Source organism: Sporosarcina saromensis (genome assembly GCF_054901285.1).
Map to the genome: position 1 here is coordinate 2,768,348 of NZ_CM142738.1, position 25,417 is coordinate 2,793,764.

Sequence of the window (25,417 nt, forward strand, 5' to 3'; positions counted from 1 at the left end):
TAGATTATCCTCTTAATTCTTTAAAAATAGACCTTCCGTACGATGGTTTCGCTAATTTTCGACGGAAATTTATAAAAAAGGCCAATCCACGCAGGATTGACCTTTTTTGTAGCCATTGTTCATGTAACACTTACTTGTTTTTTTCCCCACTTCTCATCGTTACTAAAAACAACCCTGCACCTTTCGTCGGTTCATCCACAAACATGTGTGTGACTGCACCGACAAATTTTCCTTCTTGGATAACAGGACTTCCACTCATTCCTTGTAAAATGCCACCCGTTGTTTTCAGCAATTCGGGGTCCGTTAATACAAAATGAAATTGTTCGTCTTCAATTTGCGTAATCCGGATGGAGAACGTTTCGACTTCGGTCCCTTTTACAGTTGTAAAAATCTCTGCGTCCCCTGTTTGTAATTCGGATGGTTGCATAATATCGAGTGGTTTCGCTAACACTTTCTTATAAGCATCATTCCAGATGCCGAAAATCCCATAAATCCCATTCGTTTGAATGGTGCCTAAATAGTCTTCATCAGCAATGATGGTGGAAATTTTATAACCCGGGGTTCCTGGAGTACTTTTCTTAATTTGTTCAATTTCAGAGAGGTAAATTGCGCCGTGTCTAAAGGTAGGTGGAGATTTCAAAGAACTGTCCACGATTTGATGGCCAAGCGCACCGTACGTCCCTTTTTTCGGATCGACGTAAGTTAACGTACCTGTCCCTTCTGTCCGGTCTTTCAAGAAGGGTAAGAGGCGTTTTACGGCTTCTTGGTCTGCTGAAATTTCAAGTGTCGAATCGTGTCGCTTCACTTTCAACACATTTTGCTTTGATGTAGCTGTTGCCATAACGGATTCAAAATCCTTCAGATTACTTATGACAGCATCATCAATTTGTTCGACAGCATCTCCGGCCCGTAACCAATTATCGCCATTCAATAGCACATCGTTCGTGACAAACACACCCGACAATTCCATTTGAATCCCTATGGAATGCCCCATCGGTATCACTTGTTCACTTGCCAATGCTGATGTTTCATGATGGAACGGGAGAAAAAACAAAATCGCAGCGAACGAAACGGACAACTTGACTCGTTTACTCCATCCCATGGTTCACCTCCTCGGCTGAAAGATACTATTGGTATGTCCTTTCAAACCGAACTTATGAAAGGTTAAATAAAGAAAAAACGCATACAAAAGTATGCGCCACCGATTCCAGTTAATCCGTTAACGAAATTGCTCTTTTCTATCTTCTGCCATTGTCAATAACTCTTCGGCATGTTGAAGTGTTAGCGCAGTAATTTCTGCACCAGAAAGCATTCTTGACAGCTCTTTCGTCCTGTCAAGATCCACAATTTCGGTTACAGCTGTCGTTGTACGGTTACCTTTTACATCTTTGGAAATGAAGAAATGATGATCTGCCATCGCCGCAACTTGTGGTAAATGGGAAATGCACAATACTTGCGAATGTGTAGCAATCATTGCGATTTTGTCCGCTATTGCTTGTGCGACTCGTCCACTCACACCTGTATCCACTTCATCAAAAATGATGGAAGTAATACCTTGATGTTTTGAAAAGATTGTTTTTAACGCTAACATAATCCTTGAAAGTTCGCCACCTGAAGCAATTCGCACTAACGGTTTTAGCGGTTCCCCGACATTTGTAGAGATGAGAAACGCAATATCATCAAAACCACTTGCATCAAAATTGCCCGCACTTTTTCGTTCAATGGAAACATGAAAAGTCGATTTGGCCATATGCAATTCGGTCAGCTGTGTCATAATTGCTTCCTCTAATCGCACTGCCGCTTCTCGTCGAATCATCGATAGCTCATTCGCTTCAACTTCCAAATCCTTCTTTAACTGTTCTAATTTTTCTTCCTCTGCATGTATCCGTTCGTCACGATTCAACAACTGATCAAGCTCATCCGCAATTTTTTCGCGATAAATAACAATGTCTTCGATTGTCTTGCCGTATTTTCTTTTTAAAGCATTAAGCATTGCTAACCTATTTTCCACTTCATCCAAGCGTAAAGGGTCGAATTCCATTTCATCAATTAGACTCTTAATCTCGTGTGCAGTATCTTGCAATGCATAGAAACTAGTAGAAACCGTTTCTGCGTGAGCAGCAAGTTGTTTATCAATCGAAGCGGCATCTTCCAAATCACTCATTGCAGAGCCAACCCAATCCAGCGCATGATTGTCTCCACTTATTGACTCGTATGCTGTATGTAACCTTTCGAACAACCGATTAAAATGTTGCAGTTTCAACTTCTCTTCTTCCAACTCTTCTTCTTCATCAATTCTTAACGAAGCAGCATCAATTTCTTGCAACTGGAAAGAATACAAGTCAATACGCTGGGCAATTTGTTGTTCGTTTTGAGAAGTTGCTGCCAGCTTCTTTTTTAATCTACTGTACCGATCGAAAACATCCATGTAGTTCGCATGTGCTTCGGCAAGTGGTTGTCCGGCGAATTGATCAAGTAAATGGATATGTCGTTTTTCCTGCATTAGTTCTTGATTATCATGTTGCCCATGAATGTCAATTAATTGTGAACCAATTTCACGTAACGTCGCGATGGTGACAAGTTTACCATTTACTCTGCAAGTCGTTTTTCCGTTTGAATTTATATCCCGTCGTAAAATAATGCTCCCGTCTTCTGCGTCAATCCCAAACTCCCTCATCTTTTCAAAAACAGGGTGATCTTCCGCTTCTACGGTGAACATTCCTTCCAACTCCGCTTTTTTTGCACCATGCCGTATGAATTCTTGAGAGCCTCTGCCACCTGCGAGAAGTTGCACAGCGTCAATGATAATCGACTTACCTGCACCTGTTTCACCTGTCAAAACCGTAAGCCCTTCATCAAAAGGGACTTCAAGATGTTCGATGATGGCAAAGTTATTGATGGCAATTTCATTTAGCATTTAGGATGCATCTCCTTTGTCGAAAGTACCGTTAAAGTAACGCTAATAGTCTTGATTTGACCTCTTCTGTTAGTGCCTCTTCCCGACAGATGATCATACATGTATCATCTCCGCAAATCGTCCCAAGCATTTCTTCCCAACCGAGATTATCGACAAGTGAACCTACAGCGTGTGCGTTACCCGGGAGTGTTTTTAAGATGATAAAATGACTTGCACTATCCACACTAACAAAAGCGTCTGTTAGCATGCGCCGAAGTTTCTCTTCTGTATTGTATTTTTGGACAGTCGGCAAACTATATTTGTATCTTCCATCTTGAACAGGCACCTTAATGAGGTGCAATTCCTTTATATCCCTAGAGACTGTCGCTTGCGTCACGTCAACGCCTGCACGTTTTAGTTTATCGACAAGTTGATCTTGCGTTTCAATTTCTTCGTTAGAAATTATGTCACGAATTCTTAGATGCCTCTGCCCCTTGTTCATGAATATCACTCCAATGCAAAGTTGTTTATGTTAGGTGGTTATAAGCTTCATGCAATAACTTTTCAAAATCGTCGGTCGTGAATCCATTCACAGGGGTGGATTCAGATTTCAAGTGATAGAGGAACTCAATATTCCCTTCTCCCCCTGTAACAGGGGAAAAAGAAATACCGGTTAAGGAAAATCCATTCGCGATTGCAACATCGGCTATTTTTCGCAATACTTCCAAATGCACAGACTTTTCCCTGACAATGCCCTTTTTCCCTACTTTTTCTTTTCCTGCTTCAAACTGAGGCTTCACGAGCGCAACCACATCTCCACCGGGTAGTAGAATTGTTTTTAATGGTGGAAGTATAAGTGTCAATGATATGAAAGAAACGTCGATTGTCGCAACATGTGGCAAACCGTTTGTAAACAATGCGGGTGTCGCATGTCTGAAGTTCGTTTTTTCCATAACAGTGACCCGTTCGTCACTCCTGATTTTCCAAGCGAGCTGGTTCGTTCCCACATCAAGTGCATAACAATGCTCCGCGCCGTTCTGTAATGCACAATCGGTAAATCCGCCTGTAGAAGAGCCGATGTCCAATACTATTTTGCCTGTCACGTCCAATTCGAAGACTTCTAATGCTTTCTCAAGTTTTAAACCACCACGACTCACATATTTCAAAGCGGAACCTTTCACATGCAATGGTGCATCCACTTTAACCTTTTCTCCTGGTTTGTCCATTCGTGTTTCAGCCGAGTATACAAGGCCAGCCATGATAGACCGTTTCGCTTGCTCTCTCGTTTCAACGAGTCCTCTTTGGACAAGTAAAATATCAACTCGTTCTTTTTGTTGCCCGTTCGTCATATCTTTTCCCTTTTTCTCACAAGCGTATTTTCGACAGCTTTTTCCATCGTCGCTACGATCGCTTCCGCAGTAACGTCAATTTCCTCTAACAGTTTATCTACACTTCCGTGTTCAATATATTCATCAGGAATTCCAATGCGATCGATGGAACCAGTTGTTGCCTTCGTATCATGGGCATATTCAATGACCGAACTGCCAAATCCACCAGCTAACACTGCCTCTTCGACCGTCACAATTGGTTTACCTGCCACAAACAAAAGATCCAACATATCCGTATCTAGCGGTTTAATGAAACGAGCATTTACAACTTTCACAGAGATTCCTTTGCTAGAGAGCTTTTCAGCTGCTTCCAACGCCATCGGTATCGTTGTTCCAAACGTCAAGATTGTCCCATCCGTTCCTTCGGTCAAAACTTCCCATGTACCAATTGGAATCGGCTTAAGCTGTTCATCCATTTTTACGCCTAATCCATTCCCTCTTGGATAACGCATTGCAATCGGCCCTTCATTGTAGTCAAAAGCCGTTTTCACCATATGTTGGCCTTCATTTTCATCTTTAGGCATCATGATCACAAGATTCGGCAAGTGTCTTAAAAATGCAATATCGAATACACCTTGATGTGTCTCACCATCTGCACCGACAAGCCCAGCACGGTCGATGCCAATGAAAACATTTAACTTTTGCCTCGTAATATCATGTAGCATTTGATCGTATGCGCGTTGGAGGAACGTTGAGTAAATCGCTAAAAACGGTTTCATCCCTTGTGTCGCTAAGCCACCTGCCATCGTAGCAGCATGTTGCTCAGCAATCCCGACATCAAAGAAGCGTTCAGGAAATTCTTCAGCAAAGGACTCCAGTTTCGAACCAACCGGCATTGCAGGTGTAATGGCCGCAATCCGTTTGTCCTCTCTCGCTAATTTCCTTACCGTTTCTGCAACTAGTCCACTCCAAGACGGCGCTGTTGTTGGCGATTTCACAAAATCACCCGTTTCGATCTTGTACGGTCCAGTTCCATGCCATGTGCCCTTCTTATCTTCTTCGGCAGGTTGGTAACCTTTCCCCTTTTTCGTGATGACATGAAGCAACACTGGCCCTTCCATCTTTTTCGCATACAAAAGGTTACGTTCAAGATCTGCGAAATCATGTCCATCAATTGGCCCTAAATACGTAAATCCGAGCTCCTCAAAAAACACCCCTGATACGAGCAAGTATTTTAAACTGTCTTTCACTCGCTCAGCAGCAGCCGCTACTTTTCCACCAACCGCAGGGATTTTCTTCAGAATATATTCCAACTCGTCTTTTGCACTGTTGTATTTGCCTGCAGTACGCAATTTGCCTAGAACTGTATGCAAAGCTCCTACGTTTGGCGCAATTGACATCTCATTATCATTTAACACAACGATCATATTCGTTTTCAAATGGCCAATATGATTGAGTGCTTCTAATGCCATACCACCCGTTAAGGCACCGTCGCCAATTACCGGAATGACATAATTGGATTTGCCTTGCATATCTCTTGCAGCAGCCATTCCCATCGCAGCAGAAAGAGATGTCGAACTGTGTCCGGTTTCCCATACATCGTGTTCACTTTCAGCCATTTTAGGGAATCCGCTCAACCCTTTATATTGTCGAAGTGTCCCAAACTGGTTTGCTCTGCCTGTTAGGATTTTATGCACATACGCTTGATGACCGACGTCCCATATAAATTTGTCTTCAGGGCTATGAAACAGTTTGTGCATCATGATTGTCAGTTCGACTACACCTAGATTCGGTCCAATGTGCCCACCTGTCGAAGCAAGGTTTTCAATTAGAAACTTTCGTATTTCCTTCGCTAATTCCGTCAATTGCTCTTTATTCATCTTTTTCAAAAAGAACGGATTGGTTATTTGATTCAGATCCATAACGATCACACACCTTTGTAAATTGATTGCCTCTGTTAGTAAGTAATTGTATTCATTATAACAAGAAGGCCTTCCAATAGAAACTTTCAACATTGTTCTGTTGATTAACCACGTATTTACAAGTTGACTTCTTCGAACCCATTGGCTTGCGTTCCGGCGCACGCTTTCCGCGGGGCACGGGTGAGCCTCCTCGTCCGCTTCGCTCCCTCCGGGGTCTCACCAATCGTGCTATTCCCCCGCTGGAGTCGGCGCCTGCACTCCAGCCAATTAGTTTGTGACAGGACTTTATTTACCACACACATTAGAAGATGCTCATCAGGATTGGAGTTCAAAACGGGCGAAGTGCTAAGATGTTCTCTCAACACTCCACTTTTTGTTCGCAAAAGCCGTTCTTCGTTACTGCACTTCCTGCGAGAACAGCACTAGCTGAAAACCCTTGAGCGAGCGAAACGACAGAATAAATTGCTGTTTTAGTTTCTGTAAAAGCACAGAAATACGACAAAGCTCAACTTACACAGTTCGCTTGGCTGAAGTGGTGCCCGCGGAACGCATCCATCTGGACCAAAAATCCAATGTATATCGACGATAATTTGGAAAATCACATAGTCTTACATTCATAAATTTTAATCATCAAGCCTGTTTCAACATTGTTCTGATTGAGCGACGTAGACGTTTCTCCCAATTCTGAGCAATTACCTTTGCAAATTAAACCTACTTACAGTTCCCTTTGAACAATATAATCTGCGAAAAGCGCTAAGTAAGATTTATTACTCGGTAAGAACGAAAGACATTCAATTGCATTCGTATGGTATTTTTCCAGTTGTAGACGGGCACCTTCTAATCCAAGTAAGGATGGATAGGTCGATTTTTCACTATCGGTATCACTGTTCGCAGGCTTTCCTAGTTGTTCGGTCGTTGCGGTTACATCTAGAATATCGTCCTTTATTTGAAAAGCAAGGCCGATGTTACGCGCGTAACTTTGTAATTGAGCGATTTGGTTTTCATTTGCACCTGCAAGGATTGCACCTGCTTCAATACAAAATGATAATAAGGCACCTGTTTTATGCAAATGCACTTCTTCTAGCTGTTCGAGTGATAGGGATGCTTTTTCCCCTTCCATATCAAGGATTTGACCACCGACCATTCCTTTTGCACCTGAAGCTTCCGCTAACAATCGAACTAATGCAAGCGCTTTTTCTGCTGAGGTATGTTCTAATGATGCCAATGCATTGAATGCAGCCGTTTGAAGTGCATCACCCGCTAATACTGCAGTCGCTTCACCGAAAACTTTGTGATTTGTCAATTGACCTCTTCGATAATCATCGTCATCCATGCAAGGCAAATCATCATGTATGAGTGAGTATGTATGTATCAATTCCACCGCGCTAGCGACTTTCAGTGCATCCGCAGACTGTACACCAAAATCCTCTAATACCGCTAAAACGAGAAGAGGACGAATTCGTTTGCCGCCTGCTTTGACAGAATAGAGCATGGATTCCCTCAAAGAGATCGGTGAATAGCCTCCTGTTAATAACTGCTGTAGTTGCTCATCAATCATAGGTATGTGTTTTGTCATGAACATCTCTAACTGTTTATCCATTCGTGTCCTGTCCTTTCGAAGGGTCAAATGAGCTCGATTGACCATCTTTATCAATTATTGTAATGAGTTGCTTTTCTGCATCTTGCAGTTTCCCATGACAATACGCTGACAATTCCATTCCTTCTTTGTATAAAGTGATCGCATCTTCCAATGGCACATCACCTGATTCCAATTTTTGAACGATGCTTTCCAGCTTACTCATTGCTTCTTCAAAACGAAGCGTCTCCTTGCTCATTTGTCTTCCTCCTTTTCCTTCAACTGTATTGACTGAATTTCAGTTTGTAAAGTTCCATCTTGTAATTGAACGGTTAGTTGATCGCCTACTGTCAATGTATTGACAGATTTTGCGACATTCCCTTCTTTATACACAATCGAAAAGCCTCTGTCCATCACTTCCAATGGATTTAGCGCTTTTAACATCCGAAGAGAAGCAGTGAAATGATCTGTTTTATTGCGAAGTTCGATTTGCATTGCTCTCGTCAATCTTTCTGTCAACAACGTTGTGGAGCGACTTTCTTCTTTAATGCGCACATTGGGTGAATAAAAAGCCAACATCTTTGCTAATCGTGAATGTTCTGCAACTCTTGTAGCAGTCAACTCATGTCGACTACGCACGAGTCGATCGTCTAGAGCACTCATTTTCTCAATAAATGGTCGATACAATCGTTCTGGGTATTGGAGAGGATAAGATTGTTGAACGTTTACCAACCTTTTTCTTTCCGTTTTAATTTGATTGGAAAAAGAGCGATAAATTGACCGCTTCCTTTGCAATATCCTGTCAAACAACTCTTCTTTTGAAGGTACTGCTAATTCTGCTGCTGCTGTTGGAGTAGGTGCACGCATATCTGCTACAAAATCTGCAATTGTCGTGTCCGTTTCATGGCCGACTGCACTAATAATCGGGATTTTACATGAAAAAATGGCACGCGCAACAGATTCTTCATTAAATGCCCATAAGTCTTCAATTGACCCGCCACCGCGACCAACGATAATGACATCGATCTCACCGTATTGTTCCGCTTGAATGAGCGCTTGGTTAATAGACGGTGCTGCTTGAGGTCCTTGTACAACAGCCGGAAACAACACAATTTCAGTTAACGGGTATCGACGTTGGATTGTCGAACAAATATCTCGAATTGCAGCTCCAGACTGCGCTGTAATGACACCAACCTTTTTAGGTAAAGTAGGGATTTGTTGCTTCCATCGTTGATCGAATAAACCCTCACTCGCTAATTGTCTTTTCAATTGTTCAAATGCCAAGTATAATGCCCCCACACCATCAGGTTGCATGGACTGGACATATAGTTGATATTGTCCACTCGCTTCAAAGACATTTACATCCCCATTGATAAGAACGTTCATCCCTTCTTCGGGTTTGAACTTTAACTGATTGGCTGCACCTTTGAACATCGCTGATTGGATACGGCTCTTATCGTCTTTGAGTGTAAAGTAGATATGGCCACTTGGGTGAATTTTCACATTGGATAACTCCCCTTTTACAAAGACGTTTCGTAAGTGGGGATCAGCTTCAAATTTGCGTTTTATGTATTTTGTAAGTGATTGTACAGTCAGATATAGATTTTGACTCATCCTTCATACCCCCAAGTCGCTTACGTATAGAAACGCTGTCTTTCTTTTGAAAAACAGCGCTGTTTTGAAATGCTATTGACATCTGACACAGTTAAGTTAACTGTGTTTGCTTACGCTTGTTGCTTGCATCGGCCTTCTTGCAGTGCCGTTTCAGCACTTAACACTGTATTTTTTAACAGCATTGTAATGGTCATTGGCCCTACACCGCCAGGAACAGGAGTGATTGCGGAAGCCACTTCTTTCACCGTATTAAAATCTACATCTCCACACAATTTGCCGTTTTCATCCCGATTCATACCGACATCGATTACGACGGCACCTTCTTTTACAAAATCCGCAGTCACAAATTTAGCTCTACCAATCGCTACAATTAAAATATCTGCTTGTTTTGTAAAAGATGGAAGATCTTTTGTCCGAGAATGACAATATGTAACAGTAGCATCTTTTTGAAGTAGTAATTGCCCCATCGGCTTGCCAACAATGTTGCTTCGCCCGATAATGACAGCGTGCTTTCCAGCTACTGAAATTCCACTGCGTTCCAACATCTCCATAATGCCATATGGTGTACAAGGTAGAAAGCCCTCTTGGCCAATAATCATTTTTCCGACATTCTGTGGATGGAATCCGTCAACGTCTTTATTCGGGTCAATGGATCGGATGACCAAATCTTCATTAATGTGCTTCGGCAATGGTAATTGAACTAAGATTCCATGGATGCTATCATCACTGTTTAACTCTTCGATATGTCCTAACAGTTCTTGTTCTGAAACTGTGTCGGGAAGTTTTATCAATTGTGATTTCATACCAACTTCAATACTGGATTTCTCTTTGTTTTTCACATAAGTTTGAGAAGCCGGATTTTCACCGACAAGAATGACCGCTAGACCAGGTTGGCAACCCTCTGTTGTCAAATCAAGTACACTCGTCGCAATCTCTTCTCTTATTTCTTTTCCAATCGTCACACCACTAATCAATTTTGCAGTCATCTACTTTCCCTCCACACAACCCGTTTTTTATTTCTCTTCGAATTTAGAGAGGACGCCATTTACGAAGCGGCCTGATTTTTCGTCTCCAAATTGCTTGCAGAGTTCGATCGCTTCGTTCAAAATGACACGATGCGGAACGTCTTCATTATGCAGTAGCTCATAAACAGCTAATCGGAGTACCGTTCTTTCAATTTTAGGTAATCGGTCGAGTGACCAATTTTCTAATTTGTCTTTTAACACAGCGTCAATTTCTTGTCGGTTTTCAATCGTCCCTTTAACGAGCGATTCATAAAATGCATTGACCGGTGAGTCTGTAATATAAGCAATGGCTTCATCCACAGTCATTTCAGTGTTGTCTAATTGAAAAAGGGTTTGTACCGCTTTTTCACGTGCTTCTCTTCGTTTCATTGTTTCGTCTCCTTCATTCCTATATCTCTTGGGCTTTATCATAGCATACTCAGTTGATGAAGATATAGTAGGACAAGTTGAAAAGCACCATCCTATGGACGATGCTTTTCAACTTCACTCTGTGTCAGCCATTGATTCAAATGCGATTCCTGTAATATGAACGTTCACTTCTTTCGTTTGGAGTGAAGTCATATTGTAAACGGTTTGGCGAATTTGCTTTTGGATGTCGGTTGCAACGTTCGGGATCGAATAGCCGTACCGAACGACACAATACACATCGATTACAAGTTTGTCGTCAACCCACTCCGTTTTAACGCCTTTTCCGTGGAATACTTTCCCGAACTTCTCAGCCACTCCTGTTGCAAAGCTACCTTTCGTCGTCGCTACACCCTCGACTTCGTTTGTAGCAATACCGATAATGACTTCGAGCACTTCAGGAGCAAGCTGGACTCGACCTAATATTGCGTCACCTTTTGAACTCATTCCAACGAACGAAGGATTTGTTTTTTCAGCCATTCACTGTTCCTCCCTTACTATCGTGTACGGTCCTATAAAAGCATGCATTACTTCATTACTTGGTATTTCTCCAGGAATTTCGTATCGAAATCACCCGATTTAAATACTTCATGATCCATTAAATTCACATGGAATGGAACGGTCGTATGAACACCTTCAATGATAAATTCTTCCAGTGCTCTTTTCATTCTTGCGACAGCTTCTTCACGTGTATCAGCATGTACAATGAGTTTTGCCACCATAGAATCATAGAATGGCGGAATCGAATAACCTGGATATACTGCAGAATCGACCCTAACGCCGAAGCCGCCTGGTGGCATATACATTTTCACTTCACCAGGAGAAGGCATGAAATTCTTCGATGGATTTTCTGCATTTATGCGACATTCGATTGACACACCCGTAAACGTAATGTCTTCTTGGCGATACTGCAATTTTTCACCCGCAGCAACACGCAATTGTTGTTTAATCAAATCGATGCCAGTAATCATTTCAGTAACCGGATGCTCAACTTGAATCCGTGTGTTCATTTCCATGAAATAGAATTTCTCATTTACATGGTCGAAGATGAACTCAACAGTCCCTGCACCTCGATAATTAACAGCTTGTGCAGCTTTAACAGCCGCTTCACCCATTTGCTCACGCAATGTAGCCGTTAACGCTGGAGATGGTGCTTCTTCAACGAGTTTTTGCATTCGTCTTTGAATGGAACAATCGCGTTCCCCGAGGTGAATTGTGTTTCCATGCTTATCTGCCAACACTTGCACTTCAACATGGCGGAATTCTTCAATGAACTTCTCCAAATAGACGCCAGGGTTACCAAAAGCAGCAGCCGCTTCTTTTTGTGTAATCTTAATCCCTTTGACAAGCTCTTCTTCGTTCATTGCGACACGGATTCCTTTACCGCCTCCACCTGCTGTCGCTTTGATGATGACTGGGAAACCAATTTCTTTTGCAACAGCCAATCCTTCCACTTCATCAGCAACAATGCCTTCTGAGCCTGGAACAATCGGGACACCCGCTTGCTTCATCGTTTCTCTTGCGACGTCTTTTGTACCCATTTTTGAAATGGCATCTGCAGTAGGACCGATGAATTCAATATTCACTTCTTCACATAATTCAGCAAAGCTTGCGTTCTCTGCAAGGAAGCCGTAACCCGGATGGATTCCATCACATCCAGTTAACTTTGCAATGCTAATAATGTTTGAGAAGTTTAAATAACTATCTTTTGACAGTTTAGGGCCGATGCAGTAGGCTTCGTCAGCAAGTTCAACGTGAAGGGCTTCACGATCCGCTTCGGAATACACCGCAACCGTTTCAATATCCATTTCTTTGCACGCACGGATAATACGTACCGCAATCTCTCCACGGTTTGCTATTAACACTTTTTTCATCTTTACATTCCTCCTCAGTTTTGTTTGACGAGGAAGAGAGGTTGACCGTATTCAACAAGTTGTCCATCTTCCACGAGAATCTCCACAATTTCACCGGATACTTCTGCTTCGATTTCGTTGAAGAGCTTCATTGCTTCTACGATGCAGACGATTGTATCCGCTTTGACGGAATCTCCTTTTTGGACGTAAGCTGGTGCGTCCGGTGCGGAAGATTTGTAGAACGTTCCTACCATTGGTGAAGGTATTTTGTGCAAAGATGCATCGTCAACAGACTTTTTGCTTTCCGCTGCTGGCGATTCTTCCACTTTTTCAGCAACTTCCTGTTTCGGCTCCTCTTTCTTCACTTCTACAGCAGCAGGCGCCGCTTGCTGAACCGGTTGCTCACTTTGTGGTTGAGCGACCATTTGATGTGTTGCTCCTTCATTCTTTTTCTCGAGTTTAATTTTTGTACCATCTGATTCAAAAGTGAATTTGTCAATGGATGATTGATCAATTAATTTAATTATTTCGCGAATTTCTTGAATTTTCAACATTAGCGATTCTCCTGACTCATTAATATTTATTGGGTTCAAACCTATTTTAGACGTTTTTCGTACATTTTGAAACAGATAACATGTTTTTTGTTTCAAAAACCTTTCAACCAAAAGAAAAAGACCCTTTTCGGGCCTCTAACAAGTTTTATTGATTCATGAAATCAACTTGGACAGTTCGTGCATCGTCCCAGCTCGTCATGACATATTGTGTAATTTCAGCAGCCATCTTCGAGGAATGACCACCATCTTCGGAAATGACAGTAATCGTCACTTTACCATTGTCCTTCTTGACGAACGCTTCAGGGTAACCAAGTGCTCGAATTTGCATCTCCATCATTTCTTCAGCAGATGACGTTTTTGTCAATTCCGCAATTGCGTCATATGCAGCACTTTTTTCTTCTGCTGTCGAGTCCGCTGACGTCATCTTGTCCGTCAACTGACTTTTCAAGTTGCTGCGCTCATTTTGAACGGTCATTCTCATTTCTTCTAACAACATCGAATCCGCATACACGGGCTTTTTAGCACTGTCCGCATCTCCCGGCTTTGATACAGTGACCTTATCAGCATCTCCGAATATTGCCATTGCATCCAAATCCATTGGTGCTTCCTTTTTTAAATAGTAGATTGAGATAACCGCTACGAGACTTAGTAAAGTTAAAAACCACACAGTACGTTTATTCGCTTTCAAGTTGTATCCCCCTTTTTTCATGTTCAACGATGACAATTCGATGTTCTGGCAATTGGAGCACTGCCGATAGAATGCGTGTCAATTCATTTTTCTTCTTACTATTTTCTACACCTTCCGCTACAACTAAAATCCCTTGTAATGAACTAGCTTTTTTCGGAGATGAGCCACTAACCGATAACATATCCGCGAGCGAACTCGACGTGTCGACGTGCTCATAGTGGAAGTAGATAAACACTTCCCCGATTCCTTCCATCTTCATCAGCGCCGTTTCAAGCGCTGCCACTTCCCGGTTCTCTTCCCCCTTCTTTTTCTCCCCTCCAATCGAACCAAAAGTCGTATTGATGAAAATGATGAAGAGCGCGAGCAGTGTACCGATGAAGAGCATATGGATTTTTCGTTTTGGTTTTTGCATTTGATCACCACTTCATCCCTTCGAGCCGGATCTGGTTCGTGTCATCTATGATGCATAATATGCTTGTTCAAAAGAGGGTATGACCAAAAATTCGCGTGATTGAATGAATGATCCAAATTCCTATTGCTATTTTGACAAGTGGAAGGAAATCCGACTCCGATTCCTCAGGTAACAGCAACAATAGGCTAGTAGACAATAAAATAATGAGCATAAGGCCATTCAAAAACTCAAGCATGCCATCCCTCATTTCACTGCGGTTATTAATTTGATTAGAATGACGGTGAACAATGCAGTATAAATAAATGCGAATGCGACCAGAAATGAAACTGCGCATAAGACAAACAATGTTTTACCGATATCATCTAGTACGCCAGTGATTTCCTCATGTGCGAATGGTTCAATCAATGCAGCCGTCCATCGGTAAAGAAACCCTGTCAGTAAAGTTTTAAGCGTCGGCAAAAGAGCGACCGTCCAAATCGTAATAATAAGCCACGCCCCAACAAACACGCTAGCACCAGAAGAATATCTTCCGATCGCCCCCATACTATCTGTTAGAAATGATCCAATGAGTGGAACATTTTGACGAACGAGTTCTTTAATCGGTTCACTCGTAACACCCGTCAGTGCCCAAGATAGTGTGCCACCAGCCGTGATGAAAATGGAATAAGCGGCTACAAGTGCTGAAACGACACCTAATAATGTCGTCCGAAGCAAGTCTGACATCTTCGAAAAAGAGACATCAGGGAGAATCCTTGTCAAAATATCCAATAAGATTGCAGCCGCCAACATCGGTATTAATACTTTATCCGCTAGAAGAACAGCGCCATTGGCAAACAGCAGCATGGCAGGTTGGAAGTTCAACATACTAAAAGAGCCACCGGATGCAATGATACTTGCCGTTAACAACGGATAAATTGAAATGAAGATCGTTGCAATCGATTGGGTAATGGTGCGGATCATTTGGAGGTGTTCAAAAGCTGGTTGCAATACGATTGTCAATATAATGAAGAACAAAAAGAGCCTCGTCCATCTTTTAAAAGACGGAAAAAGGAAATCGACGATAAGTGCCATGAATGATGTAAGGATTACAATGAGGAAACTGGAGAGTACTGTTCCAACAACAGATTGCAGCATATTGAGCATGAATGTAACATCCAATCATTTAATGATTAATTTGGAGAGCGTGCCGATAAGAGTTGAAAGTTGTGGCAACCACAATGACAGAATAGCAATCTTAATAGCAACTTGCGCAACAGAAGCAATTGATTCGTATCCTGATTCGGCAATATGTTTGCAAATTAATTCTGCTAAATAATAGAGAACGACACTTCCGATTAATAACTTTGCAAAAGGGGTAGGCAGTGGGTCGAATAATTGCATGAATGTTTTTCCAAACGGCACGATAATCGTCATACTGACATACGCCAGAAAAATGAAAAAGACTGCCGCATAGAGAACAGGTTGTAGGCTTTTCGACGTAAACGACAACATGATCAGTAGTAAATAAACGACAATTAATTGGAACAGTATACTCATTAGAACGCCATGGACAGCCATTGGAAGAATTCAGCGATTTCCGAGAAGAAAATCCGTAGGAAGCGAAGCATTTCTGCAGCGATATAAATGTATGCTACAAAAAAGAGAAAAAAAGAAAATTCCTTCTTGCCGGTCTGCTCAAAAAAGACATGAAGAAAACCAATCACCAAGCCAATGCCTGCAATACGCAATAGATCATTTAATTCCATTCGGGTGCCCCCTTCATGTAACACCTTATGAGGACGGCTGAGGGATTATGAAGATTTGTTCAACCGAAACTTCATACGGATGCAAAAAAAACACTCCATTTCTCTTTTGTCGAGAAATGAAGTGCCTGTTAAATACAATGTATTAAGCTCTTGAAACGTATGCGCCTTCTTCAGTATTGATAATGAGTTTGTCTCCGATGTTTACGAAGAATGGTACTTGGACGACTAATCCGGTTTCCATCGTTGCTGGCTTCGAACCACCACTCGCTGTATCACCTTTAATGCCTGGTTCAGTCGCTGTTACTTCCAAAGTAACGGTTGAAGGAAGTTCTACGCCGAGAATCTCATCTTTGTAGGAAATGATATGCACTTCCATGTTTTCACGTAAGTAGTTCAATTCTTCCTCAATTTGTGCGGAAGGTAATTCAATTTGTTCGTAGGATTCGTTATCCATAAATACGTGATCGTCAGCGTTTGCATACAAGTATTGCATGCGACGGTTATCGATTTGGGCTTTTTCTACTTTTTCGCCTGCACGGAATGTTTTTTCATTGACGTTACCAGAACGAAGGTTACGTAATTTTGAACGTACAAATGCTGCACCTTTACCTGGTTTCACGTGTTGAAAATCAATTACACGCCAAATGTCTCCGTCAACCTCTATTGTCAAACCCGTTTTAAATTCGTTTACTGAAATCATGCATGTTCCTCCATTATGTCGTTATAGGATTATTAATTCTTTTGGTGAGTGCGTCAAACGGACATTACCTTCTTCGGTAATGATGATATCATCTTCGATTCGAACGCCACCTACTCCTGGTACATAAATACCTGGTTCTACTGTTACAGCCATATTCGGTACAAGTACTGTCTCTGAACGGAAAGACAAAGCTGGACCTTCATGCACTTCTAACCCAATACCGTGCCCTGTCGAGTGTCCAAAGGCTTCACCGTACCCTTTTGACTTAATATAGTCACGAGCAATTGCATCCGCTTCTATTCCAGTCATACCCGGTTTAATCTCTTCTAAAGCTTTTTGTTGAGCAGCACGGGTAATTTCGTAGATTTCTCTCATTTGCTCTGAAGGCTCACCTACAGCGACTGTTCGTGTAATATCGGAAATGTACCCATTATAAGAAGCTCCGAAATCCAAAGTGACCAATTCGCCTGATTGAATGATTTTAGCAGAAGCTACACCATGTGGCAATGCGCCTCTTTCTCCTGAAGCAACAATGATATCGAATGAAGATGAAGTCGCTCCCTGCTTCCGCATGAACATTTCTAATTCGTTTGACACTTCAAGCTCAGAAACGCCTGGTTTAATGAATGTGCAAATATGTGCAAATGCGTCATCGGCAATCTTTGCTGCATCTTTTAGGATTTCAATTTCTTCAGCAGATTTGATCATTCTTAGCTTTTCAATGATTCCCGAAACAGGTTTTAATTCCGCTTGCACCTTTTCATTATACAGTTCGTACATGCCGAATGTCACATCGTCTTTTTCAAAACCGAGCGTTTGAATATTCATTTCTTGCACTTGCGCAGCAACTTCTTCAATGATCGTCCGTTCGTGCTTAACGATTCGGAAACCTTTCACTTGTTCAGCTGCTTGTTCAGTGTATCTGAAATCCGTAATGAAAACTGCATCATTTGCGGAAATTACTGCAACACCTGAACTACCTGTAAAACCAGTGATGTAGCGACGATTATACGAATTGGTTACGAGAATTGCATCTAAGGCATTTTCTTTAAGTGCTTCACGTAATGTTACAAGATTCATAGCTCTACCCCTTTTCTGCGGAGAAGGAAAGCTTGAACTGCTAATTCATACCCATGTGCCCCAAAACCGGAAAGCTGCCCAATGCAGACGGGTGCAATGACTGAATGTTGTCTGAAAGACTCCCGACTATGTATATTGGAAATGTGGATTTCAATGACAGGTACATTTACCGATGACACAGCATCCCGCAAAGCGATACTCGTATGTGTATACGCTCCCGGATTGAAAACGATACCATCGTACCCATCGTCTTCGGCTTCATGTATTTTGTCAATGAGAGCTCCTTCATGATTCGATTGATAAAAGGAAATGTCCACAAAGTTTTCAGAAGCAACTTTTCTTAGATGGTTTTCAATATCTTCCAAAGTTTCCGCTCCATAGATGCCAGGTTCCCTTTTGCCTAATCGATTTAAATTCGGTCCATTCAGAACGAGCAGTTTCACAGCTACATCATTCCCCTCACCTTTTTCTTTCCCATTTTATCACACTGTCCAATAGTCGCAACCTATTTTATCGTGCTTAGCGGAAAGATTTCTTCATATACACAGCGGTTCCAGTTACAAACCTGCTTACAATTGCAAGAATTGAAAAGAATGGGATGGAAAGTGTTTTGAACCCTTCTGTTACGGAAGTAGGTGCATGGATGAGCCACTCAATCGTCACAGCAGCAATCGCACTGATACACAAAGCTGTTACAGACGGTGGAATGCGGGATGTCCGTACAGCTACTTGATAAAATATACCGAAAATGATGAACAGGACAATAAAGAGAACACTCCATTTCCACCATTCATGCGTAGAGCCAAAGAGTAACCATTTCTTCGCCCATCCAATCGGCGACCATTTAATAAAATTAAAATAATGCAACATCTTAAGTGATGCAGTCGTGAACAATGCTGCTACAACAGTTGTCCATATCATTGTTTTTGTCATTGTGCAATTCCCTCCTCACTCGAAGTGTAGGAATGCGACGCAATTTTTAAACCTTTATGGTGGAGTAGCTCTTCGTTTTTTTGTACAATAGAAAGATATAAGATTTGCTATATGAAAGGTATACAACGAACTACAGGCAATTACATTAGCGTGGCATACCAATAAATAGATGAAGGTCAATTGAAAAGAGAAGGTGTTGGAAAATCCATGAGTAAAAAACAACAAGCCCCCACATACGGTGGTCAAGCTTTAATTGAAGGCGTCATGTTCGGAAGTAGGAATCATACAGTTACAGCGATTCGGAGAAAAGACGATTCCCTTGACTACTATTACGTGCCCAAAGAGCAAAAACCACTTGCTGCGAAGCTGAAAAAGATTCCTTTCGTGCGTGGTATTGTTGCACTAATTGAATCTGCTGGCATCGGTTCCAAGCATCTTACTTTTGCAAACGAACGTTACGATGTTATGCCTGGAGAAGAAGTCGACCACACTGAAGAAGAATCATCAAAACTCGCAATGGTACTCGGTGTAGCAGCTGTCGGTGTTTTATCATTCATTTTTGGTAAATTCGTATTTACGCTAGTGCCTGTTTTCCTTGCGCAAATGCTTGAATTCATCGCACCTGGTAAAACAGCTCAAATCCTACTCGAAAGCTTCTTTAAACTCGCGCTTTTATTGACGTATATTTCGTTGATCTCGATGACACCTCTCATTAAACGTGTGTTTAAGTATCACGGTGCAGAGCACAAAGTGATCAATGCTTACGAGAGTGGCCTTCCTCTCACCGTAGAAAACGTCCAAGCCTCTTCTCGCTTGCACTATCGTTGCGGCAGTAGTTTTCTATTGTTTACGGTCATCGTCGGTATGTTCATTTATTTCCTCGTACCGACCGATCCTTTTTGGCTTCGTATTGTGAACCGCATTCTGTTAATACCTGTTGTCATCGGTGTTTCTTTTGAGGTGTTGCAATTTACAAATAGCCTTCGGAATATCCCAGTCTTGAAGTTTCTAGGGTATCCCGGACTCTGGTTGCAATTGTTGACAACCAAAGAGCCTGACGACAAACAAGTGGAAGTCGCAATTGCTTCGTTCAACAAGTTATTGGAGATTGAAGAAAAAGGCATTGAAAACATCGACATCTTAAAGTCCACAACTGAAAAAACAGTGAATACAACTGTTGCTGCGAACTAAAAAGGAAGTGCCGCTAATGGGAGACCACTGAAAAAGTCCGCTAAGAGGTTTTTTGCTGGAACTGTTGATTTGCGTTCCGAGCGGACGCTTTCCGTGGGGCGGGCGGTGAGCCAATCGAACAACGAAGAGTTCGATTTGCCGTATTTCTGCGTACTTCGCGGAAATTAAGGCATCCTTGCTCCCAACGCTGCGCTTTTGCTCGCAAAAGCCGTTCTACGTGACGGCTTTTCCTGCGGGGTCTCACCTGTCCCGCTAATCCCACAGGAGTCGCCGCTCTCCACTCCAATCAACGGAACTCACCTGTATTTAAAGTGATAATTAAACAGTGACCTATCCATTTTCACAGGAAAGGGTCACTGTTTTTATTGTATATGCAGAAATCCTAAAATGTGCTAAAAGCAGTCTATCAAATCGATGAGTCTTATGAAAGAAAAGTTTCCACCTAGAACCACTTCTGACGAAGGGAAAGACGAAATTGAGTATTACCAAAAGGATATCTCCACTGTTGAAAGTAAAGCTCACATTATGTGAATACCAGCTTTACAGGAATAATTGAATGTATTAAAAGAAGTAGTCGAAGATTACACGGATCTGCTTTGGATCTAGATGCGCGTGTTGGTCATTAAACGGCCTATTCTTCATTCTTTGGCTATAAAACTTCTATCGCAATATGGTATGAAGATTGATACAGTAATCGGAGACACAGCTTATTCGGAAAAAGATAATATCCTCTACGCAAATGAAAATGAGCTCCAGTTAGTGTCGAAATTACATCTGCAAATTACACAAGGCACCCGAGCGCGAAAAAGATGAATTTGAATTCAATAAAGATTCAGGCATGTATATATGTAAGGCTGGGCATATGGCCATTCGCAAAGCGCGTACAGGAAAGAAAAACCAGGGAAGCTACCAATCGCGCACTTACTATTTTGACGTTGAGAAATGTTTGCCTACTCCGCGAGGGTTATTACAAGGAAGGGGGCAAAAGTAAAACATATTCAGTCACCATTAAATCGAAAGAACATGAGGAACAGGAAGCGTTTCAAAATAACAATGAAGTTAAGGTAAAATCCAAATCTCACTATAAGATTGAAGCGAAGAATAGTGAAATAAAACAAAGACACGGGTATGATGTAGCCACATTCACGGGCCTATTTGGCATCCAGATGCAAGGAGCGATGACGATATTTGCAGTCAATCTGAAGCGAATACTTACCTTAATGAGGGAAACAGAGTAAGAAATATCAAAGTAAAAAAGGCACCCTTTCGTTCAAAGAAAGAACGAAAGGGTGCCTTTTTATTACAGAGCGCCTTGAAAGATAAAAAACGGAGGTTTTTAAGTAGCCTAGCTAATGGCACTTCCTTTTTTGCATGTTCTATAAATTACAAACCACATTTCAACTGTGCGTTACAGTTTGTGCACGTGTTACAGCCACCCATTTCTTCTACTGTCCCTTTTCTACATACCGGACATGTGTTACCGACTTCCGAGCCAATTGTCACATTTGTAGAACGTAAATCGTGAACAGTATTCACAAGAACGACTTTGCGTTGTTCAATGACTTCTTCCGTCATTTCATTGTTGTCCATGACATTCTCTTCAGCTTTTAGCGTCAACACTTGTGAATCACGGCTTCCGTCCACATACACAGTACCGCCCTTTGCTCCACCTTTGTAGAGACGCTCGTACACACTTTCCACTTGTTCGACTGTATAGCCCCGTGGTGCATTGACTGTTTTAGAAATCGAGCTGTCAATCCAACGTTGGATGATGCATTGGACGTCAGCGTGCGCTTCAGGAGATAAGCTCATTGACGAAACAAACCAGTTTGGCAACTCATTTGGATCCGCTTCAGGATGACGTGTTAAATATTCTTCAACAATTCCCGCTTTCACTTCAATGAACTTCCCTAATCGACCACTACGGTAATACGTGAATGAGAAATACGGTTCCAATCCCGTACTGACACCTACCATTGTGCCAGTCGATCCTGTTGGCGCGACCGTTAATAAGTGCGAATTTCGAATGCCGTGTTCCAAAACGCCATTTCGGATATCTTCCGGCATTTTCTTCATGAACCCTGTTTGGATGAATGCATGACGCAATGCAGCCGTTTCCTCATCATTTTTACCGATTAAGAATGGGAAGCTCCCTTTCTCTTTAGCGAGTTCAATAGACGTCCGGTAAGCGGTCGTAGCGATCGTTTCAAACACTTGTTCAACGAGTTCGTTCCCTTCCGGTGAACCGTACTCTTTTTCACAATAAATCAGCAGGTCGGCTAAGCCCATTACACCTAGTCCTACACGTCGTTCACCAAGTGCTTGCTTTTTATTCTCTTCAAGGAAATAAGGGGTTGCATCAATTACGTTATCTTGCATACGCACACCGACGCTTACGGTTTCTTTCAATTTCTCAAAGTCTACAGTCTTCGCTTCTTTATCCGCAAACTCTGCTAGATTCACTGCTGCAAGGTTACAAACGGAATAGGGTGCTAACGGCTGCTCACCGCATGGATTCGTTGCAACAACTTGTTGCCCGTATGCTTTTGCATTCGTTTCCTTGTTCGCATTATCAATAAAGAAGATACCCGGTTCCGCTGAATACGTAGCACAGATATTGATGAGATCCCATAATGCTCTTGCTTTAATTGTACGGTAGACACGCACTTCATGTCCTAAACGCTCCCACTCACGGACGTCTCCAACTTTGTGCCATTGTTCGTTATAGACATTCATTTGTTCTGCTGTATACTTTTCAACTGCTGGAAAACGAAGCTCATACGCCTCGTCGTTTTCTACAGCTTTCATGAAATCGTCCGTTAACGTTACGGAAATGTTTGCACCCGTCAAGAATTCAGGGTTGTGGACAGAATACGTACCGCCATCTTTTAACTTCATTTCTGCATCACGGATAATTGCTTCATTGAAACCACCCATGCCAGGAATTGTTCGGTAGTTCAGAATCCCTTGATACATCGCTTCCTCTTGTGGAGTTAGAGGTGTGAATTTCAATTTTTCATTCGCTAGCTTTTTAATCAATTCCTCTTCTGTGTTTTCCAAAAGAAAACGGAGAATTCTCGGGTTCTGCATTTTCGAAATGATAAATTCACAAATATCCGGATGCCAGTTCGCAAGCATGATCATCTGTGCACCGCGGCGGCTTCCGCCTTGTTCCACTAGATGCGTCAATTTTGCAATGTCATCTAGCCAAGAAACAGATCCAGAAGACTTCCCGTTCACACCTCTTGCCAGCGTGTTGCGGGGACGTAGTGTTGAGCCGTTTGTACCGACTCCACCGCCACGACTCATAATTTCCATCACTTGTTTACGATGATCTGAAATACCTTCACGCGAATCCGCTACGAACGGCATCACGTAACAGTTAAAGAATGTCACTTCCGTTTCAGAACCAGCCCCATATAGAACACGACCTGCCGGGATGAAGTTCAAGCGTGCCAGTTGATCGTAGAACAGTTCAAAGGATTGTTGACGCTTGTCCTCCGTCGATTCAACGGAAGCTAGACCTGTTGCATTTCTTTTAGCGATTTGCTCGTAAAACACTTCCAACGGTTTCTCAATGACATCTAGCGGTCGAGTGATAACTCCGTTTTCTTGCTCATCCACATTGTCGATAGACGTTCGGTATTCAGGTTCAATCCAGATAGAAGCAGTGCCTTTTTCCATGTCAATGGATTTGATAAAACCTAGTCCTCGTGCAGGAAATTTCGGATCCTCTTTCACTGTCAGAACGACAAAGTCACCCGCTTTTAAAGTCTTTTTCTCTGTGTCCTTGAAAGAGTAGCGATCAATCATGACGAGACGAGATACACCACTATGTACAATCTTCATGTCATCCGTGATTGGATGTACCTGTGGAAACACCGCAATATCCTCATTTAATTGCGCAATGTCCAACACAGGATTTTGTCCACTTGAAACTACAACCATCTTACATTCTCCTTCACGGAATATATTACACACCACATCTAGTGTGTTAACTAGTAAATAATCTACTACATATTGACACCCGCTTCAACTTGTAGCATTTTACATATTTTAACGAATCGCATACCTACTCGATTTCATTCATGAAAAATAGAACAAAAGATATAGGGTTCACTTACGGTATGTCCATTCATCGTTTGCGTACTTCTTTTTCTCTATTTCATGCACAAACTGCTTTTGTTCAATCGACAGCTCAAATGGTTGTAATTGTATAGATAGCGCTTTTTCAAATCCTTTCGAAAACGCATCAATACAAGCATCAATAGAGATTTCTTTATCTGTCAATCGATCGATGGCAACCGCTTTGTTCGGAAGGCTTTCAAGCATACGTTTACGCGATTCCTCGCTATCGAATTTAAACAATGACACTAACTTTTCCTCGTCTAAACTAAGTAAAATAGCGCCATGTTGCAAAATCACACCTTTTTGACGTGTTTGAGCACTTCCAGCCACCTTTTTCCCTTCGACGACTAATTCATACCAGCTCGGTGCATCAAAACAAACTGCACTTTTCGGACGCTTTAAATCATCACTTTGTTTCTTTGTTTCAGGAACGGAAAATTCAGCGTTCAAGCCTAAGTTCCGGAATCCTTCCAGTAAACCTCCTGAGATCACCCGATAGGCTTCAGTTACAGTCTCAGGCATGTTAGGATACTCTTCCGTCACAATGACACTATAAGTAAGTTCGTGTTCATGCAATACACCCCGTCCACCTGTCGGCCGACGTACAAACCCTAATTGATGTGCCTCTACGGCCGCCATATCAATTTCCTTTTCAACACGTTGAAAATAACCGATCGATAATGTTGCAGGCTCCCACTCATAAAACCGTAGAACCGGTCCGATTTCGCCTTGGCTATGCCACTCCATTAACGCTTCATCAAGCGCCATATTGTAAGACGGTGAACACTTTCCTGAATTGATGAAATGCCATACTGTTTTTGACATAACGTTTCCCCCTATTAACTGCAATGCATTTCATTTTATCATTCTCATTGAACATGTGCTACTCATTCTTTATAATGAATGTATAGATAGAAAGGGGAAAATTGATTGTGAGCAGCTTATATATTCTTATTGCACTTCTCGTTGCCATCGTAGTGTATTTCGTTATTACGATGTTGCGTGTGCGTAAATCAGTTACAAATTTAACACAAGAACAATTCATTGAAGGGTATCGCAAAGCACAACTAATCGATGTGCGCGAACCAAAAGAATTCGAATCGGGGCATATTTTAGGAGCACGCAATATTCCGTATTCACAATTCAGACAACGTTTTAAAGAGATTCGTCCAGACAAACCTGTCTATCTATACGATCAAAACGGCGGTAAAAGTTCTCGTGCTGCAATGTTTTTAAAGAAAAAAGATTATGCACACTTGTACCAATTGCAAGGTGGATTCCGTACGTGGACTGGTAAAGTTAAAAGCAAGTAAGCATCTCTAATCACGAAGTAAAAAAAAGTTCTTCCAATTAGGAGGAACTTTTTT

General features: G+C 42.0%; 26 protein-coding genes and 1 pseudogene. 3 read left to right on the forward strand and 24 right to left on the reverse strand.

Going from position 1 to position 25,417, the window contains the following annotated elements:
• Window positions 1-130 precede the first annotated feature (130 nt).
• The 22 genes from ACVHUV_RS14035 to ACVHUV_RS14140 form a co-directional block, all read right to left on the reverse strand.
• On the reverse strand, window positions 131-1,102 hold the full coding sequence (locus ACVHUV_RS14035; RefSeq protein WP_371389564.1) for a SpoIVB peptidase S55 domain-containing protein: 972 nt from the start codon (window positions 1,100-1,102) through the stop codon (window positions 131-133).
• Between the two features lie 117 nt (window positions 1,103-1,219).
• Window positions 1,220-2,917, reverse strand: a complete 1,698-nt coding sequence (recN, locus tag ACVHUV_RS14040; protein WP_462085014.1) for a DNA repair protein RecN — start codon at window positions 2,915-2,917, stop codon at window positions 1,220-1,222.
• 31 nt (window positions 2,918-2,948) lie between these two features.
• Entirely contained in the window at window positions 2,949-3,398 is a 450-nt protein-coding gene (gene ahrC / locus ACVHUV_RS14045; protein WP_317942011.1) for a transcriptional regulator AhrC/ArgR, read from the reverse strand.
• Window positions 3,399-3,423: 25 nt separating this feature from the next.
• Window positions 3,424-4,245: a TlyA family RNA methyltransferase gene (locus ACVHUV_RS14050; protein WP_462085015.1), complete on the reverse strand. Its 822-nt coding sequence runs from the start codon at window positions 4,243-4,245 to the stop codon at window positions 3,424-3,426.
• Window positions 4,242-6,146 carry a 1-deoxy-D-xylulose-5-phosphate synthase gene (gene dxs / locus ACVHUV_RS14055; protein WP_462085016.1) on the reverse strand — a complete coding sequence of 635 codons (1,905 nt, stop codon included), beginning with the start codon at window positions 6,144-6,146 and terminating at the stop codon, window positions 4,242-4,244. Before dxs ends, ACVHUV_RS14050 begins: the two co-directional genes overlap by 4 nt.
• A gap of 715 nt (window positions 6,147-6,861) precedes the next feature.
• Window positions 6,862-7,746 (reverse strand): polyprenyl synthetase family protein, encoded by an 885-nt coding sequence (locus ACVHUV_RS14060; RefSeq protein ID WP_462085017.1) that lies wholly within the window; start codon window positions 7,744-7,746, stop codon window positions 6,862-6,864.
• Window positions 7,739-7,981: an exodeoxyribonuclease VII small subunit gene (locus ACVHUV_RS14065; protein ID WP_317942015.1), complete on the reverse strand. Its 243-nt coding sequence runs from the start codon at window positions 7,979-7,981 to the stop codon at window positions 7,739-7,741. The genes ACVHUV_RS14060 and ACVHUV_RS14065 overlap by 8 nt, the downstream gene beginning before the upstream one ends.
• Window positions 7,978-9,336: an exodeoxyribonuclease VII large subunit gene (gene xseA / locus ACVHUV_RS14070; RefSeq protein ID WP_462085018.1), complete on the reverse strand. Its 1,359-nt coding sequence runs from the start codon at window positions 9,334-9,336 to the stop codon at window positions 7,978-7,980. Before xseA ends, ACVHUV_RS14065 begins: the two co-directional genes overlap by 4 nt.
• 110 nt (window positions 9,337-9,446) lie before the next feature.
• Window positions 9,447-10,322: a bifunctional methylenetetrahydrofolate dehydrogenase/methenyltetrahydrofolate cyclohydrolase FolD gene (gene folD, locus ACVHUV_RS14075; RefSeq protein WP_317942017.1), complete on the reverse strand. Its 876-nt coding sequence runs from the start codon at window positions 10,320-10,322 to the stop codon at window positions 9,447-9,449.
• A 27-nt stretch (window positions 10,323-10,349) separates the two neighbouring features.
• Window positions 10,350-10,730 (reverse strand): transcription antitermination factor NusB, encoded by a 381-nt coding sequence (gene nusB / locus ACVHUV_RS14080; protein WP_317942018.1) that lies wholly within the window; start codon window positions 10,728-10,730, stop codon window positions 10,350-10,352.
• 114 nt (window positions 10,731-10,844) lie between these two features.
• Window positions 10,845-11,246, reverse strand: coding sequence for an Asp23/Gls24 family envelope stress response protein (locus ACVHUV_RS14085; RefSeq protein WP_317942019.1), 402 nt, complete (start codon window positions 11,244-11,246; stop codon window positions 10,845-10,847).
• Window positions 11,247-11,293: 47 nt separating this feature from the next.
• A complete protein-coding gene (gene accC / locus ACVHUV_RS14090) occupies window positions 11,294-12,640 on the reverse strand; it encodes an acetyl-CoA carboxylase biotin carboxylase subunit (RefSeq protein ID WP_317942020.1) in 1,347 nt (448 codons plus the stop codon).
• Window positions 12,641-12,654: 14 nt separating this feature from the next.
• Window positions 12,655-13,173: an acetyl-CoA carboxylase biotin carboxyl carrier protein gene (accB, locus tag ACVHUV_RS14095; RefSeq protein WP_371389556.1), complete on the reverse strand. Its 519-nt coding sequence runs from the start codon at window positions 13,171-13,173 to the stop codon at window positions 12,655-12,657.
• 145 nt (window positions 13,174-13,318) lie between these two features.
• Window positions 13,319-13,861: a SpoIIIAH-like family protein gene (locus tag ACVHUV_RS14100; RefSeq protein WP_317942022.1), complete on the reverse strand. Its 543-nt coding sequence runs from the start codon at window positions 13,859-13,861 to the stop codon at window positions 13,319-13,321.
• Window positions 13,848-14,273, reverse strand: coding sequence for a SpoIIIAG-related protein (locus ACVHUV_RS14105; RefSeq protein WP_317942023.1), 426 nt, complete (start codon window positions 14,271-14,273; stop codon window positions 13,848-13,850). The genes ACVHUV_RS14100 and ACVHUV_RS14105 overlap by 14 nt, the downstream gene beginning before the upstream one ends.
• Before the next feature lie 243 nt (window positions 14,274-14,516).
• Window positions 14,517-15,416 carry a stage III sporulation protein AE gene (locus ACVHUV_RS14110; protein WP_317942024.1) on the reverse strand — a complete coding sequence of 300 codons (900 nt, stop codon included), beginning with the start codon at window positions 15,414-15,416 and terminating at the stop codon, window positions 14,517-14,519.
• Between the two features lie 15 nt (window positions 15,417-15,431).
• A complete protein-coding gene (locus ACVHUV_RS14115; RefSeq protein WP_462085019.1) occupies window positions 15,432-15,809 on the reverse strand; it encodes a SpoIIIAC/SpoIIIAD family protein in 378 nt (125 codons plus the stop codon).
• Entirely contained in the window at window positions 15,809-16,018 is a 210-nt protein-coding gene (locus ACVHUV_RS14120; RefSeq protein WP_317942026.1) for a SpoIIIAC/SpoIIIAD family protein, read from the reverse strand. Before ACVHUV_RS14120 ends, ACVHUV_RS14115 begins: the two co-directional genes overlap by 1 nt.
• Before the next feature lie 142 nt (window positions 16,019-16,160).
• Complete coding sequence (efp, locus tag ACVHUV_RS14125) at window positions 16,161-16,718, reverse strand: elongation factor P (protein WP_317942027.1); 558 nt, start codon at window positions 16,716-16,718, stop codon at window positions 16,161-16,163.
• 21 nt (window positions 16,719-16,739) lie between these two features.
• The gene (locus tag ACVHUV_RS14130) at window positions 16,740-17,798 is read right to left on the reverse strand and encodes a M24 family metallopeptidase (RefSeq protein WP_462085020.1); all 1,059 of its coding nucleotides are present in this window, start codon (window positions 17,796-17,798) and stop codon (window positions 16,740-16,742) included.
• On the reverse strand, window positions 17,795-18,241 hold the full coding sequence (gene aroQ, locus ACVHUV_RS14135) for a type II 3-dehydroquinate dehydratase (RefSeq protein ID WP_371389551.1): 447 nt from the start codon (window positions 18,239-18,241) through the stop codon (window positions 17,795-17,797). Before aroQ ends, ACVHUV_RS14130 begins: the two co-directional genes overlap by 4 nt.
• Window positions 18,242-18,317: 76 nt before the next feature.
• Window positions 18,318-18,731: a hypothetical protein gene (locus ACVHUV_RS14140; protein WP_317942030.1), complete on the reverse strand. Its 414-nt coding sequence runs from the start codon at window positions 18,729-18,731 to the stop codon at window positions 18,318-18,320.
• A 207-nt stretch (window positions 18,732-18,938) separates the two neighbouring features.
• On the opposite strand from ACVHUV_RS14140, the gene ACVHUV_RS14145 reads away from it, so the two are divergent.
• Both ACVHUV_RS14145 and ACVHUV_RS14150 read left to right on the forward strand, forming a co-directional pair.
• Window positions 18,939-19,922: a DUF1385 domain-containing protein gene (locus ACVHUV_RS14145; RefSeq protein ID WP_317942031.1), complete on the forward strand. Its 984-nt coding sequence runs from the start codon at window positions 18,939-18,941 to the stop codon at window positions 19,920-19,922.
• 395 nt (window positions 19,923-20,317) lie between these two features.
• A pseudogene (locus ACVHUV_RS14150) lies at window positions 20,318-21,160 on the forward strand (transposase); the annotation flags it as partial.
• A 145-nt stretch (window positions 21,161-21,305) separates the two neighbouring features.
• On the opposite strand, the gene ACVHUV_RS14155 reads toward ACVHUV_RS14150, so the two are convergent.
• On the reverse strand, window positions 21,306-23,870 hold the full coding sequence (locus ACVHUV_RS14155; protein ID WP_462085021.1) for a vitamin B12-dependent ribonucleotide reductase: 2,565 nt from the start codon (window positions 23,868-23,870) through the stop codon (window positions 21,306-21,308).
• 168 nt (window positions 23,871-24,038) lie between these two features.
• Window positions 24,039-24,875 carry an octanoyltransferase LipM gene (gene lipM, locus ACVHUV_RS14160; RefSeq protein WP_462085022.1) on the reverse strand — a complete coding sequence of 279 codons (837 nt, stop codon included), beginning with the start codon at window positions 24,873-24,875 and terminating at the stop codon, window positions 24,039-24,041.
• Between the two features lie 107 nt (window positions 24,876-24,982).
• Here lipM and ACVHUV_RS14165 point away from each other — a divergent pair, with 107 nt between their 5' ends.
• Window positions 24,983-25,363: a rhodanese-like domain-containing protein gene (locus ACVHUV_RS14165; RefSeq protein WP_317942034.1), complete on the forward strand. Its 381-nt coding sequence runs from the start codon at window positions 24,983-24,985 to the stop codon at window positions 25,361-25,363.
• Window positions 25,364-25,417: the final 54 nt, after the last annotated feature.

What these genes read in the sequence shown, in the direction of transcription:
- ACVHUV_RS14035 (WP_371389564.1), bottom strand. Translation starts at nt 1,102, where the DNA reads ATGGGATGGAGTAAACGAGTCAAGTTGTCCGTTTCGTTCGCTGCGATT.
- recN (WP_462085014.1), bottom strand. Translation starts at nt 2,917, where the DNA reads ATGCTAAATGAAATTGCCATCAATAACTTTGCCATCATCGAACATCTT.
- ahrC (WP_317942011.1), bottom strand. Translation starts at nt 3,398, where the DNA reads ATGAACAAGGGGCAGAGGCATCTAAGAATTCGTGACATAATTTCTAAC.
- ACVHUV_RS14050 (WP_462085015.1), bottom strand. Translation starts at nt 4,245, where the DNA reads ATGACGAACGGGCAACAAAAAGAACGAGTTGATATTTTACTTGTCCAA.
- dxs (WP_462085016.1), bottom strand. Translation starts at nt 6,146, where the DNA reads ATGGATCTGAATCAAATAACCAATCCGTTCTTTTTGAAAAAGATGAAT.
- ACVHUV_RS14060 (WP_462085017.1), bottom strand. Translation starts at nt 7,746, where the DNA reads ATGGATAAACAGTTAGAGATGTTCATGACAAAACACATACCTATGATT.
- ACVHUV_RS14065 (WP_317942015.1), bottom strand. Translation starts at nt 7,981, where the DNA reads ATGAGCAAGGAGACGCTTCGTTTTGAAGAAGCAATGAGTAAGCTGGAA.
- xseA (WP_462085018.1), bottom strand. Translation starts at nt 9,336, where the DNA reads ATGAGTCAAAATCTATATCTGACTGTACAATCACTTACAAAATACATA.
- folD (WP_317942017.1), bottom strand. Translation starts at nt 10,322, where the DNA reads ATGACTGCAAAATTGATTAGTGGTGTGACGATTGGAAAAGAAATAAGA.
- nusB (WP_317942018.1), bottom strand. Translation starts at nt 10,730, where the DNA reads ATGAAACGAAGAGAAGCACGTGAAAAAGCGGTACAAACCCTTTTTCAA.
- ACVHUV_RS14085 (WP_317942019.1), bottom strand. Translation starts at nt 11,246, where the DNA reads ATGGCTGAAAAAACAAATCCTTCGTTCGTTGGAATGAGTTCAAAAGGT.
- accC (WP_317942020.1), bottom strand. Translation starts at nt 12,640, where the DNA reads ATGAAAAAAGTGTTAATAGCAAACCGTGGAGAGATTGCGGTACGTATT.
- accB (WP_371389556.1), bottom strand. Translation starts at nt 13,173, where the DNA reads ATGTTGAAAATTCAAGAAATTCGCGAAATAATTAAATTAATTGATCAA.
- ACVHUV_RS14105 (WP_317942023.1), bottom strand. Translation starts at nt 14,273, where the DNA reads ATGCAAAAACCAAAACGAAAAATCCATATGCTCTTCATCGGTACACTG.
- ACVHUV_RS14110 (WP_317942024.1), bottom strand. Translation starts at nt 15,416, where the DNA reads ATGCTCAATATGCTGCAATCTGTTGTTGGAACAGTACTCTCCAGTTTC.
- ACVHUV_RS14115 (WP_462085019.1), bottom strand. Translation starts at nt 15,809, where the DNA reads ATGAGTATACTGTTCCAATTAATTGTCGTTTATTTACTACTGATCATG.
- ACVHUV_RS14120 (WP_317942026.1), bottom strand. Translation starts at nt 16,018, where the DNA reads ATGGAATTAAATGATCTATTGCGTATTGCAGGCATTGGCTTGGTGATT.
- efp (WP_317942027.1), bottom strand. Translation starts at nt 16,718, where the DNA reads ATGATTTCAGTAAACGAATTTAAAACGGGTTTGACAATAGAGGTTGAC.
- ACVHUV_RS14130 (WP_462085020.1), bottom strand. Translation starts at nt 17,798, where the DNA reads ATGAATCTTGTAACATTACGTGAAGCACTTAAAGAAAATGCCTTAGAT.
- ACVHUV_RS14140 (WP_317942030.1), bottom strand. Translation starts at nt 18,731, where the DNA reads ATGACAAAAACAATGATATGGACAACTGTTGTAGCAGCATTGTTCACG.
- ACVHUV_RS14145 (WP_317942031.1), top strand. Translation starts at nt 18,939, where the DNA reads ATGAGTAAAAAACAACAAGCCCCCACATACGGTGGTCAAGCTTTAATT.
- ACVHUV_RS14155 (WP_462085021.1), bottom strand. Translation starts at nt 23,870, where the DNA reads ATGGTTGTAGTTTCAAGTGGACAAAATCCTGTGTTGGACATTGCGCAA.
- lipM (WP_462085022.1), bottom strand. Translation starts at nt 24,875, where the DNA reads ATGTCAAAAACAGTATGGCATTTCATCAATTCAGGAAAGTGTTCACCG.